The sequence below is a fragment of the Pseudomonas sp. C9-3 genome, from assembly GCF_032392015.1.
Lineage (GTDB): Bacteria > Pseudomonadota > Gammaproteobacteria > Pseudomonadales > Pseudomonadaceae > Pseudomonas > Pseudomonas nitroreducens.
On record NZ_CP135919.1, the window covers coordinates 3,380,041 to 3,396,324 of the forward strand.

Consider the following 16,284-nt stretch of genomic DNA (forward strand, 5'->3'; position numbering starts at 1 on the left):
TTGTCCATAAAATCCAAAAACCGTGGAACCTTAGAATGAGCACAGCAATCAGTCCGACTGCTTATAACTATAAGGTCGTCCGCCAGTTCGCCATCATGACGGTGGTCTGGGGGATACTTGGAATGGGGGTTGGTGTTTACATCGCCTCACAGTTGGTTTGGCCCCAGTTGAACCTGGACCTGCCCTGGACCAGCTTCGGCCGACTGCGTCCGCTGCACACCAACCTGGTGATCTTCGCCTTCGGCGGCTGTGCTCTCTTCGCAACTTCCTACTACGTCGTACAGCGCACCTGTCAGACCCGCCTGGTCTCCGACAGCCTCGCAGCCTTCACCTTCTGGGGTTGGCAAGCGGTGATCGTGCTGGCCGGCATCACCCTGCCGCTGGGCTACACCTCCTCCAAGGAGTACGCCGAGCTGGAATGGCCGATCGACATCCTGCTGGCCATCGTCTGGGTAACCTACGCACTGGTGTTCTTCGGCACCGTGATGAAGCGCAAGACCAAGCACATCTACGTGGGCAACTGGTTCTACGGCGCATTCATCCTCGTCACCGCCATGCTGCACATCGTCAACAGCGCGGAACTGCCGGTCACCTGGTTCAAGTCCTACTCGGTCTACGCCGGTGCCACCGACGCCATGATCCAGTGGTGGTACGGCCACAACGCCGTGGGCTTCTTCCTGACCACCGGCTTCCTCGGCATGATGTACTACTTCGTTCCGAAGCAGGCCGAGCGCCCGATCTACTCCTATCGCCTGTCCATCGTGCACTTCTGGGCGCTGATCACCCTGTACATCTGGGCCGGCCCGCACCACCTGCACTACACCGCTCTGCCTGACTGGGCCCAGTCTCTGGGCATGGTGATGTCCCTGATCCTGCTGGCTCCGAGCTGGGGCGGCATGATCAACGGCATGATGACCCTCTCCGGCGCCTGGCATAAGCTGCGCACCGACCCGATCCTGCGCTTCCTGGTGGTTTCCCTGGCCTTCTACGGCATGTCCACCTTCGAAGGCCCGATGATGGCCATCAAGACCGTCAACTCCCTGTCGCACTACACCGACTGGACCATCGGCCACGTACACGCCGGCGCTCTGGGCTGGGTAGCGATGATCTCCATCGGCTCCCTGTACCACCTGATTCCGAAGGTCTTCGGCCGCGAGCAGATGCACAGCGTAGGCCTGATCAACGCCCACTTCTGGCTGGCTACCATCGGTACCGTGCTGTACATCGCCTCCATGTGGGTCAACGGCATCACCCAGGGCCTGATGTGGCGCGCGATCAACGCCGACGGCACCCTCACCTACTCCTTCGTGGAAGCCCTGCAGGCCAGCCACCCGGGCTTCATCGTCCGTGCGCTGGGCGGTGCATTCTTCGCTTCCGGCATGCTGCTGATGGCCTACAACACCTTCCGTACTGTGCGTGGCTTCAAACAGGCTGACGCCGATGCCGCTGCCCAGATCCCCGCTGTAGGAGCTCACTGATGAAGCACGAAGTAGTCGAGAAGAACATCGGCCTTCTGGCCTTCTTCATGGTCATTGCGGTGAGCATCGGCGGTCTGACCCAGATCGTTCCGCTGTTCTTCCAGGACGTCACCAACAAGCCGGTCGAAGGCATGAAGCCGCGCACCGCGCTGGAGCTCGAAGGCCGTGACATCTACATCCGCGAAGGCTGCGTAGGCTGCCACTCGCAGATGGTCCGCCCGTTCCGCGCCGAGACCGAGCGCTACGGCCACTATTCCGTCGCCGGCGAAAGCGTCTGGGACCACCCGTTCCTGTGGGGCTCCAAGCGTACCGGCCCGGACCTGGCCCGCGTCGGCGGCCGCTACTCCGACGATTGGCACCGCGCGCATCTCTACAACCCGCGCAACGTGGTGCCGGAATCGAAGATGCCCTCCTACCCCTGGCTGGTGGAGAACAAGCTCGACGGCAAGGACACCGCGAAGAAAATGGAAGCCCTGCGTACGCTGGGCGTGCCCTACACCGACGAAGACATCGCCGGTGCTCGTGATGCCGTCAAAGGCAAGACCGAGATGGACGCTGTGGTCGCCTACCTGCAAGGCCTCGGCACCATCATCAAGAGCAAACGGTGACAGTGATGGATATCGGGACCATTCGCGGTATCGGCACTGTAGTAGTGATGGTCGCCTTCGTCGGCGTCCTGCTCTGGGCCTACGGTGGCAAACGCAAGGAGCGCTTCGACGAAGACGCCCTGCTGCCCTTCGCGGATGACCCGGTCGCCCAAAAGCACGTCGAGCAAGAGCAAGCTTCTAGGAGCAACAAAGAATGACAACCTTCTGGAGTCTGTACGTCACCGTACTTACCCTGGGCACCATCTTCGCCCTGGCGTGGCTGCTGTTCGCCACCCGTCGCGGTCAGCGCAACGAAGCCACCGACGAGACCGTCGGCCATGCCTTCGACGGCATCGAGGAGTACGACAACCCGCTGCCGAAGTGGTGGTTCATGCTGTTCGTGGCCACCTTCATCTTCGCCCTCGCCTACCTGGCCCTGTATCCGGGCCTGGGTAACTGGAAAGGCCTGCTGCCGGGCTATCAGGATAAGGCCGAATTCGCCAACGGCGAAAAAGGCTGGACCGGTGTGCACCAGTGGGAAAAGGAAATGGCCAAGGCCGATGAGAAGTACGGCCCGCTGTACGCCAAGTTCGGCGCCATGCCGATCGAGGATGTGGCCAAGGACGAGCAGGCCCTGAAAATGGGTAACCGCCTGTTCGCTTCCAACTGCTCCGTCTGCCACGGTTCCGACGCCAAGGGCGCCCACGGCTTCCCGAACCTGACCGACGCCGACTGGCGCTGGGGCGGCGAGCCGAAGGACATCATCGCCACCATCGAAGGCGGTCGCCACGCGGCCATGCCGGCCTGGGGCGAAGTCATCGGCGATGCCGGCGTTCATGATGTAGCAGCCTTCGTCACCACCAAGCTGGACGGCCGCAAGCTGCCCGAAGGCGTGACTGACGAGCAGGTCGCCAACGGCCAGAAGATCTTCGCCACCAACTGCGTGGCTTGCCACGGCGCTGAAGGCAAAGGCACTGCGGCCATGGGCGCACCGAACCTGACCCACCCGGCCGCGTTCATCTACGGCTCGAGCTTCGCCCAACTGCAGCAGACCATCCGCTACGGCCGCCAAGGCCAGATGCCGGCTCAGCTGGAGCGTCTGGGCAAAGACCAGGTCCACCTGCTCGCTGCCTACGTGTACAGCCTGTCGCACGGCGAAGGTGAGAAGAGCGCCGAATAAGCCTCCCTTTCCTACACCCCATAGCGACACCCAGCGGCGCCGGTTTCCATACCGGCGCCGCTCTATTTCTGGGTCCATAATTCCTTGCGCGACCAACTGTCGCACCGTTGCAACACCCACCACGCCGTATCATTGTTAGGCGTGCAAGCATATTTCTGACCCTCTCGGCATGTATCGACAGGGCGCCCTCCCGCTGCCGTGGAATGCACTGATGAGCAAACAGATTCCGGTCCAGGACGTCACTCCGCCTACCAAGGGCAAGGGTGAAAGCGTCGACCTTTATGCCTCCCGGGAAAAGATCTACACCCGAGCCTTTACCGGGTTCTTCCGCAACCTCCGCATGGCCGGAGGCGCCCTCCTCTTCCTTCTCTATTTCGGCACCGTGTGGCTGACCTGGAACGGTCGCCAAGCGGTTCTCTGGGACCTGCCCGAGCGCAAGTTCTACATCTTCGGCGCGACCTTCTGGCCGCAGGACTTCATCCTTCTCTCCGGGCTGCTGATCATCAGTGCGTTCGGCCTGTTCTTCATCACCGTGTTCGCCGGTCGCGTCTGGTGCGGCTACACCTGCCCGCAGAGCGTGTGGACCTGGATCTTCATGTGGTGCGAGAAAGTCACCGAGGGTGACCGCAACCAGCGCATGAAGCTCGACAAGGCCAGCTTCAGCGGCAACAAGCTGCTGCGCAAGATCGCCAAGCACAGCCTCTGGCTGCTGATCGGCCTGGTCACCGGCCTGACTTTCGTCGGCTACTTCGCCCCCATCCGCGAACTGCTGATGGAACTGGTGACCGGCGAGGCAGATGGCTGGGCCTACTTCTGGGTCGGCTTCTTCACCCTCGCCACCTACGGCAACGCCGGCTGGCTGCGCGAGCAGGTGTGCATCTACATGTGCCCGTACGCGCGCTTCCAGAGCGTGATGTTCGACAAGGACACTCTGATCGTTTCCTACGATCCGCGTCGCGGCGAGAGCCGCGGCCCGCGCAAGAAAGGCGCCGACTACAAGGCCCAGGGTCTGGGCGACTGCATCGACTGCACCATGTGCGTGCAGGTCTGCCCGACCGGCATCGACATCCGTGACGGCCTGCAGATCGAGTGCATCGGCTGCGCCGCCTGCATCGACGCCTGCGACAGCATCATGGACAAGATGAACTATCCGCGTGGCCTGATCAGCTACACCACCGAGCACAATCTGTCCGGGCAGAAAACCCATCTGGTGCGCCCGCGCCTGATCGGCTACGCCATCGCCCTGTGCATCATGATCGGCCTGCTGATCACCGCCATCTTCCTGCGCCCGCTGGTGGGCTTCGACGTCAGCAAGGACCGCGTGCTCTACCGCGAGAACGCCGAAGGCCGCATCGAGAACGTGTACAGCCTCAAGGTCATGAACAAGGACCAGAAGGACCACACCTACGTACTCAGCGCCAAAGGCATGGATGGCCTGATTCTGGAAGGCAAGAAGGAAATCTCGGTCGCGGCCGGGGACATCTTCAGCATGCCGGTGGAACTCTCCATCGATCCGGAGAAGCTGCCCTCCACCACCAACGAGATCAGCTTTACCATCCAGTCGGTGGACGACCCGTCCATCAGCAAGGAATCCACCAGTCGCTTCATCGGTCCGCGCGTTCGTTGAACCAATGCTGAACGAATTGGCACCCCATGTTGCGCATGGGGTGCCAGTAGCGATCCAAGGACGTAGAATTCGCCCGCCCCTTCACCGGGCGGCGCCCCGCAAGGCGCTGCCAGCGAGAGATCAAAGAGCATGCAATCGGCCATGAAGACACCCGTGGAACCCTGGTACAAGCACCTCTGGCCGTGGATCATCATCGCCATGCTGGGCACCTCGATCGTCCTCAGCCTGACGATGGTCAACATCGCCGTGAACAACCAGGATTCCCTGGTCAGCGACAACTATTACGAAGCCGGCAAGGGCATCAACCGCTCCCTTGACCGCGAACACCTCGCCCAGCAGCTCAAGCTGCGGGCCAAGATCAGCTTCGACGAGCTGACCGGCGAAGTGGACCTGCGCCTCACGGGCGACAGCCGTCCGGCCACGCTCACCCTGAACCTGCTCTCCCCCACCCTGGAATCCCAGGACAAGCACCTGGAACTGCGCGCCAGCCCCGCCGAGCCCGGCCGCTACACCGCCAGCCTGGATGCCGCCGTGAAGGGCCGCCGCTTCGTGGAGCTGCTCGGCGAGGAGAACGGCAAGACCTGGCGTCTGTTCGAGGAAGAAAAGGTCGCTCCTGGCGCTACCTTCGACCTCGGCGACGAGCCCCTCAGCGGAGATGAAGCCGAGCGCCCATGAGCGCCGCGCTGCTCTGTTACCACTGCGCGCTGCCGGTCCCGCCCGGCAGCCGCTTCACTGCGCCAGTACTCGGCGAAACCCGCGAATTCTGCTGCCCGGGTTGCCAGGCCGTGGCCGAGGCTATCGTTGCCGGCGGCCTGGAAGGCTATTACCGCCACCGCACCGAAGCCGCCCCCAACCCTGACGCCCTGCCCGAACAGCTCGTCGACGAGCTGAAGCTGTTCGACCGCCCCGACGTTCAGCAGCCCTTCGTCCAGCATCAGGGCGATCTCGCCGAGACCACCCTGATCATGGAGGGCATCAGCTGCGCCGCCTGCGGCTGGTTGATCGAGAAACACCTCAAGGGCCTGCCCGCCGTTGCCGAGGCTGGTCTCAACCTGTCCAACCACCGTCTGCATGTGCGCTGGTCCGACAGCGAGCTGCCGCTGAGCGAGCTGCTTGCCGAACTGCGCCGTATTGGTTACGCCGCGCACCCCTTCCAGCCGGACCGCGCCGCCGAACAGTTGCACCAGGAGAACCGCAAGTCCCTGCGCCAGCTGGGCGTCGCCGGCCTGCTGTGGTTCCAGGCAATGATGGCGACCATGGCCACCTGGCCGGAATTCAACATCGACCTGAGTCCCGAACTGCACGAAATCCTGCGCTGGGTGGCGATGTTCCTCACCACGCCCATCGTCTTCTACTCCTGCCAGCCATTCTTCCGTGGCGCCGTGCGCGACCTGCGCACCCGCCACCTGACCATGGATGTCTCGGTATCCCTGGCCATCGGCGGCGCCTACCTGGCCGGCATCTGGACCGCCGTCACCGGCCACGGCGACCTGTACTTCGACGCCGTCGGCATGTTCGCCCTGTTCCTGCTCGCCGGCCGCTACCTCGAACGCCGCGCCCGCGAACGGACCGCCGCGGCCACCGCGCAACTGGTCAACCTGTTGCCCGCCTCCTGCCTGCGCCTGGACGACAGCGGCCAGAGCAGCCGCGTACTGCTCAGCGAATTGAACGTGGGCGACCGCGTACTGGTGCAGCCCGGCGCAGTAATCCCGGCCGACGGCCTGGTCCTCGACGGCCAGTCCAGCGTCGACGAATCCCTGCTCACCGGCGAATACTTGCCGCAGCCGCGCCAGAGCGGCGACAGCGTCACCGGCGGCACCCTCAACGTCGAAGGCCCGCTGACCGTACAGGTCAAGGCACTGGGCGGCGACAGCCGCCTCTCGGCCATCGTCCGTCTGCTCGAACGCGCCCAGTCGGACAAACCGCGCCTCGCGGAACTCGCCGACAAGGCCGCGCAATGGTTCCTCATCGCCCTGCTGGTGCTGGCCGCCGTGGTCGGCCTGTTCTGGTGGCAACACGATGCCTCCCGCGCCTTCTGGGTCGTCCTGGCGATGCTGGTGGCGACCTGCCCCTGCGCCTTGTCGCTGGCCACGCCCACTGCGCTCACCGCCGCCACCGGGAGCCTGCACAAGCTCGGCCTGCTGGTAACCCGCGGCCATGTGCTCGAAGGCCTGAACCACATCGACACGGTGATCTTCGACAAGACCGGCACGCTTACCGAGGGCCGCCTGACGCTGCGCGCAGTCCGGCCGCTGGGTGCGCTGGACAGCGACACCTGCCTGGCACTGGCTGCCGCGCTGGAGAACCGTTCCGAACACCCTATCGCCCGAGCTTTCGGCCGCGCACCGCAGCCCGCCGAGAATGTCGAGAGCCACCCCGGCCTGGGCCTGGAAGGCCTGGTCGGCGAACGTCGCCTGCGCATCGGCGAGCCGTCCTTCGTCTGCGCCCTGAGCGGCAGCGACGCGCCCCAGCATCCGCAGGAACCCGGCCAGTGGCTGCTGCTGGGTGATGACAGCGGCGCCCTCGCCTGGCTGGTGCTGGACGATCGCATCCGCGAAGACGCCGCCGACTTGGTCGACGCCTGCCGCGCCCGCGGCTGGCGCACCCTGCTGCTCTCCGGCGACAGCTCACCGATGGTCGGCCGGGTCGCCGCCGAACTGGGCATCGACGATTGCCGTGGCGGCCTTCGCCCGGATGACAAGCTCGAAGTCCTGCGCCAGTTGCACCAGCAAGGCCACCGCGTGCTGATGCTGGGCGACGGCGTGAACGACGTGCCGGTGCTGGCCGCTGCCGACATCAGTGTTGCCATGGGCTCGGCCACCGACCTGGCCAAGACCAGCGCCGATGCCGTGCTGTTGTCCAACCGTCTGGACAGCGTGGTACAGGCTTTCAGCCTCGCCCGCCGCACCCGTCGGGTCATCATCGAGAACCTGGTCTGGGCGGGGCTGTACAATGGCCTGATGTTGCCCTTTGCTGCCCTCGGCTGGATCACGCCGGTGTGGGCTGCGGTGGGCATGTCGATCAGCTCGCTGACCGTGGTACTTAACGCCCTGCGCCTGACCCGGCTGCCCAAGGGTGCCGGCGCCCCGATAGCGACCACCGCCCTGCCAGCCGCCCCACAAGCGGCGCAGGCGCTGCCACGGAGTTGAAATGCCCGCTCTCTACATAATGATTCCGGTTGCCGTGGTGATCGTCGGCATCTGCATCGCGATCTTCTTCTGGGCAGTGAACAGCGGCCAGTACGACGACATGGACGGGCCGGCCCACAGCATCCTGTTCGACGACGAAGACCCCAAGCACCAGGCCGGCATCGACGAAGCCGAGGGCGACGCCTCGCACAGCAGCCAGAAGCAGGACAAGCGCGATGCCTGAACTGGCGCCGTTACTGGCGTCCGCGCTGATTCTCGGCCTGCTCGGCGGCGGTCACTGCCTGGGCATGTGTGGCGGCCTGATGGGTGCGCTGACCATGGCCATCCCGCCGGAGCAACGCGGACGTCGCCTGCGTCTGCTGCTGGCCTACAACCTCGGACGCATCCTCAGCTACGCCTGCGCCGGCCTGCTGCTCGGCCTGGCCGGCTGGGCCGTGGCGCGCACGCCATTCGCCGCAGCGTTGCGGGTGATCGCCGGCCTGCTGCTGATCGCCATGGGCCTCTACCTGGCCGGCTGGTGGAGTGGCCTGACCCGTATCGAAGCCCTGGGCCGCGGCTTGTGGAAGCACATCCAGCCCTTCGCCAGCCGCCTGCTGCCAGTTGCCACGGTGCCACGCGCACTGCTGCTCGGCGCGCTCTGGGGCTGGCTGCCCTGCGGGCTGGTCTACAGCACCCTGCTCTGGGCCACCAGCCAGGGCTCGGCCATCGACAGTGCGCTGCTGATGCTCGCCTTCGGCCTCGGCACCTGGCCGGTGCTGCTGGCGACAGGGCTCGCCGCCGAGCGCATCACCACCCTGCTGCGCAAACGCAGCGTGCGCATGGCCGGCGGCATCCTGGTAATTCTCTTCGGCCTGTGGACCCTGCCCGGCCCGCACCAGGCCTGGATCATGGGCCACGAGATGCACGCCAGCGCCGCTGTTCCCCACCATAAAGCCGCTTGATACAGGTCAACAGGCCTCTACCCGACTCTCCCTAGACTGCGCAGGAAAAGCTCGCCACCGGGGAACATCGGCATGCTCGACAATATTCGCTGGGACGCAGATCTGATACGCCGATACGATCTGTCCGGCCCGCGCTACACCTCCTATCCCACAGCCGTGCAGTTCCACGAAGGAGTCGGACCCTTCGACCTGCTGCACGCGCTGCGCGATAGCCAGAAAGCGCAACGGCCGCTCTCGCTCTACGTGCACGTCCCGTTCTGCGCGAACATCTGCTACTACTGCGCCTGCAACAAGGTCATCACCAAGGATCGTGGCCGCAGCGCCCCCTACCTCGCCCGTCTCATCCATGAAATCGAGATCGTCAGCCGTCACCTGGGTCGCCAGCAGCAAGTCGAGCAGCTGCATTTCGGCGGAGGTACCCCGACCTTCCTGAGCCCCGGCCAGCTGCGTGAACTGATGGCGCAACTGCGCACCCACTTCCACTTCGTCGAGGGTGATTTCGGCGACTACGGCATCGAGATCGACCCCCGCGAGGCCGACTGGTCGACCATGGGCCTGCTCCGCGAGCTGGGCTTCAACCGCGCCAGCATTGGCGTGCAGGACTTCAACCTGGAGGTGCAACAGGCCATCAACCGCCTGCAGAGCCTCGACGAGACCCGCGCCATCATCGATGCGGCGCGCACACTGCAATTCCGCTCGATCAACATCGACCTGATCTACGGCCTGCCCAGACAGACCCCGGACACCTTCGCCCGCACCGTCGAGCAGGTCATTGCCCTGCAACCCAACCGGCTGTCCGTGTTCAATTACGCGCACCTTCCCGAACGTTTCCCGCCACAACGCCGGATCCTGGCCGAAGACCTGCCCTCCCCCGGGCAGAAGCTGGAAATGCTGCAGCGCACCACCGAGCAGCTCGAAGCGGCCGGCTACCGCTATATCGGCATGGACCACTTCGCCCTGCCGGACGACGAACTGGCGATGGCCCAGGAAGATGGCACCCTGCAGCGCAACTTCCAGGGCTACACCACCCACGGTCACTGTGACCTCGTTGGCCTGGGGGTTTCCTCGATCAGCCAGATCGGCGATCTCTACTGCCAGAACAGCAATGACATCGCCGACTACCAGAACACGCTCGACCAGGGCCAACTCGCCACTCGCCGCGGATTGCACTGCAACAAGGACGACCTCATCCGCCGCGCGGTGATCCAGCAACTGATCTGCCATTTCCAGCTGGACTTCGAAGACATCGAGGACCTCTACAACATCGACTTCCGCGGTTACTTCGCGGAAATCTGGGACGACCTCGAGCGCTTCGCCCGCGACGGCCTGATCACCCTCGGCCCGCGCGGCATCGACGTCAGCGCTTCCGGCCGGCTGCTGGTCCGTTCGCTGTGCATGCTGTTCGACCGCTACCTGCCGATGCAGAACCTGCAACGCTTCTCGCGGGTCATCTGACTCGTGAGTTCCGCGCAGACGACCGACGGTGCGGGACCAACTGTCGCACCCATTGATACAGGATATGTCCGCCATCCCAGGGTGTAGGAACAGCCCTGCCCCAGCACTTTTCGAAAGGATTCGAGCCCCGACACACACCCCGAAAACGCTCATCCCCGTCGCTGGAACCAGCGATTCAGACAGGTCGCCAACTGGCGCGCGACTTGCCGTCTGCGGTACCCTTGGTTTTTGTGTGCCATCCCACTGAAGGAACACTCATGGCCGAAACCATCAAAGTGCGCGCATTGCCACAAGCGCACTGCAAGGATTGCAGCCTGGCTCCCCTCTGCCTGCCCCTGTCGCTGAACCACAGCGACATGGACGCCCTCGATGAGATCGTCAAACGCGGCCGCCCCCTGAAGAAAGGCGAGTTCCTGTTCCGCCAGGGCGATGCCTTCGGCTCCGTCTTCGCCGTGCGTTCCGGCGCACTGAAGACCTTCAGCATCACCGACGGCGGCGAAGAGCAGATCACCGGCTTCCACCTGCCCAGCGAGCTGGTCGGCCTGTCCGGCATGGACACCGAGAGCTACCCGGTATCGGCCCAGGCGCTGGAAACCACCTCGGTGTGCGAAATCCCCTTCGAACGCCTGGACGAACTCTCCGAGCAGCTGCCGCAACTGCGCCGCCAGCTGCTGCGGGTGATGAGCCGGGAAATCCGCGATGACCAGCAGATGATGATGCTGCTGTCGAAGAAGACCGCCGACGAGCGCATCGCCACCTTCCTGGTGAACCTCTCCGCGCGCTTCCGCGCCCGTGGCTTCTCGGCCCAGCAGTTCCGCCTCGCCATGTCGCGCAATGAGATCGGCAACTACCTGGGCCTGGCGGTGGAAACCGTCTCCCGCGTGTTCACCCGCTTCCAGCAGAACGGCCTGATCGCCGCCGAAGGCAAGGAAGTGCACATCCTCGACTCCATCGAGCTGTGCGCACTGGCAGGTGGCCAACTGGAAAGCTGATCTACCTGGAAGCTGACCGTCCGGTTGACTTTCCGGTCATCGAAAACGGGCTCGCCAATCGGCGGGCCCGTTATACTTTGGCCTCTGCAAAAACCGCATCAGGTGCACATCCAGCATGATCCTCAACCAACTCGACCTGAAGTCCGTGATCCGTGCCGTTCCCGACTTTCCCAAGCCCGGCGTCATGTTCCGCGACATCACCCCGCTGTTCCAGTCGCCGCGAGCCCTGCGCTTCGTCGCCGACAGCTTCATCCAGCGCTACGTCGAGGCCGACTTCACCCACATCGGCGCCATGGATGCGCGCGGCTTCCTGATCGGTTCGATCATCGCCTATGAACTGAACAAGCCCCTGGTGCTGTTCCGCAAGCGCGGCAAGCTGCCGGCCGACGTACTGGCCCAGGCCTACGAGACCGAGTACGGCGAAGCCCTGCTGGAAGTCCACGCCGACAGCCTGTGCGAAGGCGACAGCGTGCTGATCTTCGATGACCTGATCGCCACCGGCGGCACCCTGCTGGCCGCGGCCCAACTGGTACGCCGCATGGGCGCCAGCGTGTTCGAAGCCGCTGCGATCATTGACCTGCCGGAATTGGGCGGTTCGACCAAGCTCAACGACGCACAGATTCCAACCTACAGCCTGACCGCCTTCGCCCTCGACGAAGCCTGATCGGCGCTGTTTCCGACAACGGGCGCTACGGCGCCCGTTTTCGTTTCCGGCGTTCGCACCGGTGCCCCATCCAATGGCTGGTGATGGCCGCTTTGGCCTGATACGACCCCGCCGCGGCCAGATATGACCTGGCGATTGTCCGACAAGACTCCGAACATGACATCAACCGATGACACATTCGAAAGTGGCATCGCGAACTAACGACAGGGCCTGCCTGGGGTGCCGCACCTGCCACGCGCCTCGCTCCCGCCCGCACAACAACAAGGAGTTAGTCATGAACGCCAGTACCACGCCGATTCGCGCCAACTTCCCGGTCCGTCGCATGGATTTCACCTTCAGTGAAACCCCGAAGTACTGGTGGGACGGGCAACCCTTCATGACCCACTTCATGAACAACCTGTCCTCTCTGTTCCCCTACGGCGAGAAATTCTTCGTCGACAGCGTGCGCGCGGTCCGCGAGCGCATCCAGGACCCGCAGCTGCAGAAGGACGTCAGCGCCTTCATCGGCCAGGAAGCCATGCACTCCAAGGAGCACGCGGCCTACAACGAGTACGCCGACGAGCACGGCATCGACCTGGAAACCCTGGAACTGCGCATCAAGGTACTGCTCGAATCCATCAGCAAGGTCACCACCAAGAAGCATCAGCTGGCGATCACCTGCGCTCTGGAACACTTCACCGCGACCATGGCCGAACAACTGCTCAAGCGTGAAGACCTGAGCGGCCAGATGAAGTCGGACAAGATGTACAAGCTGTGGATGTGGCATGCCGTCGAAGAGAACGAGCACAAGGCAGTGGCCTACGATGTCTACCAGCAGGTCTACGGCGGCTACTTCACCCGCACCGCGGTCATGCTGCTGACCACCGTGATCTTCCTCAGCGTCATCGCCGGTTTCCAGATAAATCTGCTGCGCCGCGATGGCCAGCTGTTCAACTGGCGCAGCTGGAAGCATGGCCTGGGCGTGCTGCTGCACCCGCGCCGCGGCTACTTCGTCAACCTGATCCGCCCCTGGCTGGACTATTTCCGTCCCGGCTTCCACCCCTTCGACCACGATACCAAGGCGCTGGAAACCCGCTGGAAAGAGCAGCTGGACTTCGCTGGCTGATCTTCGCCAAACCGCCCTCAACGTCGAAAAACGCCAGGCATCGCCTGGCGTTTTTCATTTTCACCGCGCACTGCGACAACCAGTCACTACACTGAGCAGGGTTTCCGGAGCCCAATGGAACGCGCAGTTCAAGCAGAACCACGTCACGAATTGCGAGCCAAGGAGGTTAGATGCCCCACCAAGCCCCCTCCCCTTGGAAGGTCCCGCTCGTCCGTGAGCTGACCCTCATCCTGCTGATCAAGCTGACCCTGCTGCTGGTCATCAAGGCCGTCTGGTTCGACCAGCCCACCGTCCCCGATGACGGCTCCCGCGTCACCAGCCAGCACCTGCTCGGCGACAGCCGCCCGAGCGACGCCGAGAAGGAGAGCACCCGATGATTTCCGAAGCCGTCGTAGACCTGTCGCGCCTGCAGTTCGCGATGACCGCCATGTACCATTTCCTGTTCGTGCCGCTGACCCTCGGCCTGGCCTTCCTGCTGGCGATCATGGAATCGGTCTACGTGATGACCGGCAAGCAGGTGTACAAGGACATGACCCAGTTCTGGGGCAAGCTGTTCGGCATCAACTTCGCCCTGGGGGTCACCACCGGGCTGACCATGGAGTTCCAGTTCGGCACCAACTGGGCCTACTACTCCCACTACGTCGGTGACATCTTCGGCGCGCCGCTGGCCATCGAAGGCCTGATGGCCTTCTTCCTCGAATCGACCTTCATCGGCCTGTTCTTCTTCGGCTGGGACCGCCTGTCGAAGGTCCAGCACCTGTCGGTGACCTGGCTGGTGGCGCTGGGCTCGAACCTTTCGGCGCTGTGGATCCTGATCGCCAATGGCTGGATGCAGAACCCGGTGGGCGCGGAGTTCAACTTCCAGACCATGCGCATGGAGCTCACCGACTTCGGTGCGCTGCTGTTCAACCCGGTGGCCCAGGTCAAGTTCGTCCATACCGTCGCCGCCGGCTACGTCACCGGGGCGATCTTCGTCCTCGCCATCTCCAGCTACTACCTGCTGAAGAAGCGCGACCAGGGCTTCGCCCGGCGCTCCTTCGCCATCGCCTCGGCCTTCGGCCTGGCCTCGATCCTCTCGGTGATCATTCTTGGCGACGAGTCGGGCTATGAGATCGGCGACGTACAGAAGACCAAGCTGGCGGCCATCGAGGCGGAATGGGAAACCCACCCCGCCCCCGCCGGTTTCACTCTGATCGGCCTGCCCAACCAGGAGGAGCAGCGCACCGACTACGCGATCAAGATCCCCTATGTGCTCGGCCTGATCGCCACTCGCTCACTGGACAAGGAGGTCACCGGGATCAAAGACCTGCTGGTGCAGCACGAGGCGCGTATCCGTCACGGCATGACCGCCTATGCCCTGCTGCAGAAGCTGCGCGGCGGTGACAAATCCGAGGCTACCCTGGCGCAGTTCAATCAGGTGAAGAACGATCTCGGCTACGGTCTGCTGCTGAAGAAGTACACACCCGAGGTGGTGGACGCGACCGAAGAGCAGATTCGCCTGGCCACCCTCGACACCATCCCCGATGTGTTCACCCTGTTCTTCAGCTTCCGCATCATGGTCGGCTGCGGGTTCCTCATGCTCGCCCTGTTCGCCTGTGCGTTCTACGCCTCGGCGCGCAAGAACGAGGAGCGCAAGCGCTGGCTGCTCAAATGGGCGCTGTGGAGCCTGCCACTGCCCTGGTTGGCCGCGCAGACCGGCTGGTATGTCGCAGAACACGGCCGCCAGCCCTGGTCCATCGGTGAGGTACTGCCGGTGCACCTGTCGGCTTCCAGCCTCAGCACCGGCGATGTCTGGGGCTCGCTGCTGGCGCTGATCGCCTTCTACAGCCTGCTGCTGGTGGTGGAGATGTACCTGATGATCAAGTTCGCCCGCCTCGGCCCATCGAGCCTGCACACCGGCCGTTACCACTTCGAGCAGGGCCATACCGCCAGCGGCGCGGCCACGGCGTAAGGAGACGATCATGGACTACGAAACGCTGAAACTGACCTGGTGGGTGCTGATCGGTGTGCTGCTGATCGGCTTCGCCCTCACCGATGGCTTCGACATGGGCGCCATGGCACTCATGCCCTTCGTGGCGAAGACCGACAGCGAACGACGGGTGGCGATCAACACCATCGCCCCGCACTGGGACGGCAACCAGGTCTGGTTCATCACCGCCGGCGGCGCCCTGTTCGCCGCCTGGCCGATGGTCTATGCCACCGCGTTCTCCGGGTTGTACTGGGCGATGCTGCTGGTGCTCTTCGCCCTGTTCTGCCGCCCCGTCGGTTTCGACTACCGCAGCAAATTGGAAAACCAGCGCTGGCGTGCGGTCTGGGACTGGGCGCTGTTCGTCGGTGGCTTCGTCCCGGCACTGGTGTTCGGCGTGGCCTTCGGCAACTTGTTCCAGGGCCTGCCTTTCACCCTCGATGAGATGATGCGGCCGTCCTACCACGGCAGCTTCTTCGCCCTGCTCAACCCCTTTGCCCTGCTCGCCGGAGTGGTCAGCCTGAGCATGCTCTGCCTGCACGGCGGCGCCTGGCTGATGCTGCGCACCGACGGAGAACTGGCTGAGCGCTCCAGGCGGGCCGCGCAGTTGTGCGCACTGGTCTACCTGCTGACCTTCATCGCTGCCGGTGCCTGGGTCAGCCTGGGCATGAACGGCTTCGCCCTGCTCTCGAGCATCGACGGCAATGCGGTGCTGAACCCGTTGAACAAGGAAGTTGCGCTGTCCAACGCCGGCTGGCTGGCCAACTACCACGCCTACCCCGCGACCATCGCCGCTCCCATCGTCGGCATCCTCGGCGGCCTGCTGGCCCTGGCCGCGGCCAGCGGCGGGCGCGGCGGCCTGACCTTCCTGGGCAGCGCCCTGGCAATCATCGGCACCCTGTGCACGGCAGGCTTTGCGCTGTTCCCCTTCGTCTTCCCCTCCAGCGAGAACCCGGCGGCGAGCCTCACGATGTGGGACGCGGTTTCCAGCCACAAGACCCTGGGCATCATGTTCGTCGTGGCCTGCATCTTCGTGCCGCTGATCCTCTGCTACACGCTGTGGGGCTACGTGAAGATGTGGGGCCGCCTGAACCGCAAGCACATCGAAGCCAACTCCCACGGCCTCTACTGAAGGAGCAA

At 64.1% G+C, this 16,284-nt stretch carries 16 protein-coding genes; all 16 read left to right on the forward strand.

Annotated features, from left to right (window positions below; all coding sequences use genetic code 11):
- Positions 1 to 35 precede the first annotated feature (35 nt).
- On the forward strand, positions 36 to 1,478 hold the full coding sequence (gene ccoN / locus RS899_RS15065; protein WP_045209126.1) for a cytochrome-c oxidase, cbb3-type subunit I: 1,443 nt from the start codon (positions 36 to 38) through the stop codon (positions 1,476 to 1,478).
- On the forward strand, positions 1,478 to 2,086 hold the full coding sequence (gene ccoO / locus RS899_RS15070; protein ID WP_017516817.1) for a cytochrome-c oxidase, cbb3-type subunit II: 609 nt from the start codon (positions 1,478 to 1,480) through the stop codon (positions 2,084 to 2,086). Before ccoN ends, ccoO begins: the two co-directional genes overlap by 1 nt.
- Before the next feature lie 5 nt (positions 2,087 to 2,091).
- Positions 2,092 to 2,283 (forward strand): cbb3-type cytochrome oxidase subunit 3, encoded by a 192-nt coding sequence (locus tag RS899_RS15075; RefSeq protein WP_315807435.1) that lies wholly within the window; start codon positions 2,092 to 2,094, stop codon positions 2,281 to 2,283.
- The gene (gene ccoP / locus RS899_RS15080; protein WP_054910515.1) at positions 2,280 to 3,245 is read left to right on the forward strand and encodes a cytochrome-c oxidase, cbb3-type subunit III; all 966 of its coding nucleotides are present in this window, start codon (positions 2,280 to 2,282) and stop codon (positions 3,243 to 3,245) included. Before RS899_RS15075 ends, ccoP begins: the two co-directional genes overlap by 4 nt.
- Positions 3,246 to 3,456: 211 nt before the next feature.
- Positions 3,457 to 4,872 (forward strand): cytochrome c oxidase accessory protein CcoG, encoded by a 1,416-nt coding sequence (gene ccoG / locus RS899_RS15085; RefSeq protein WP_054910516.1) that lies wholly within the window; start codon positions 3,457 to 3,459, stop codon positions 4,870 to 4,872.
- A gap of 129 nt (positions 4,873 to 5,001) precedes the next feature.
- On the forward strand, positions 5,002 to 5,547 hold the full coding sequence (locus RS899_RS15090; protein WP_315807436.1) for a FixH family protein: 546 nt from the start codon (positions 5,002 to 5,004) through the stop codon (positions 5,545 to 5,547).
- Positions 5,544 to 8,021 (forward strand): heavy metal translocating P-type ATPase, encoded by a 2,478-nt coding sequence (locus tag RS899_RS15095; protein ID WP_315807437.1) that lies wholly within the window; start codon positions 5,544 to 5,546, stop codon positions 8,019 to 8,021. The genes RS899_RS15090 and RS899_RS15095 overlap by 4 nt, the downstream gene beginning before the upstream one ends.
- A gap of 1 nt (position 8,022) precedes the next feature.
- Positions 8,023 to 8,244, forward strand: a complete 222-nt coding sequence (gene ccoS, locus RS899_RS15100; protein WP_024763937.1) for a cbb3-type cytochrome oxidase assembly protein CcoS — start codon at positions 8,023 to 8,025, stop codon at positions 8,242 to 8,244.
- Positions 8,237 to 8,962, forward strand: a complete 726-nt coding sequence (locus tag RS899_RS15105; protein ID WP_315807438.1) for a sulfite exporter TauE/SafE family protein — start codon at positions 8,237 to 8,239, stop codon at positions 8,960 to 8,962. Before ccoS ends, RS899_RS15105 begins: the two co-directional genes overlap by 8 nt.
- 72 nt (positions 8,963 to 9,034) lie before the next feature.
- Positions 9,035 to 10,417: an oxygen-independent coproporphyrinogen III oxidase gene (gene hemN / locus RS899_RS15110; RefSeq protein WP_315807439.1), complete on the forward strand. Its 1,383-nt coding sequence runs from the start codon at positions 9,035 to 9,037 to the stop codon at positions 10,415 to 10,417.
- 257 nt (positions 10,418 to 10,674) lie between these two features.
- Positions 10,675 to 11,409, forward strand: a complete 735-nt coding sequence (anr, locus tag RS899_RS15115) for a transcriptional regulator Anr (protein WP_024763934.1) — start codon at positions 10,675 to 10,677, stop codon at positions 11,407 to 11,409.
- Positions 11,410 to 11,524: 115 nt separating this feature from the next.
- Complete coding sequence (locus RS899_RS15120; RefSeq protein ID WP_138521687.1) at positions 11,525 to 12,073, forward strand: adenine phosphoribosyltransferase; 549 nt, start codon at positions 11,525 to 11,527, stop codon at positions 12,071 to 12,073.
- A gap of 274 nt (positions 12,074 to 12,347) precedes the next feature.
- Positions 12,348 to 13,178, forward strand: a complete 831-nt coding sequence (locus RS899_RS15125; RefSeq protein ID WP_024763932.1) for a metal-dependent hydrolase — start codon at positions 12,348 to 12,350, stop codon at positions 13,176 to 13,178.
- A 170-nt stretch (positions 13,179 to 13,348) separates the two neighbouring features.
- Positions 13,349 to 13,555 (forward strand): cytochrome oxidase putative small subunit CydP, encoded by a 207-nt coding sequence (gene cydP, locus RS899_RS15130; protein WP_315807440.1) that lies wholly within the window; start codon positions 13,349 to 13,351, stop codon positions 13,553 to 13,555.
- Positions 13,552 to 15,129, forward strand: coding sequence for a cytochrome ubiquinol oxidase subunit I (locus RS899_RS15135; protein ID WP_315807441.1), 1,578 nt, complete (start codon positions 13,552 to 13,554; stop codon positions 15,127 to 15,129). Before cydP ends, RS899_RS15135 begins: the two co-directional genes overlap by 4 nt.
- Before the next feature lie 7 nt (positions 15,130 to 15,136).
- Positions 15,137 to 16,276, forward strand: a complete 1,140-nt coding sequence (gene cydB / locus RS899_RS15140) for a cytochrome d ubiquinol oxidase subunit II (RefSeq protein WP_024763929.1) — start codon at positions 15,137 to 15,139, stop codon at positions 16,274 to 16,276.
- The last annotated feature ends 8 nt before the right edge of the window (positions 16,277 to 16,284 follow it).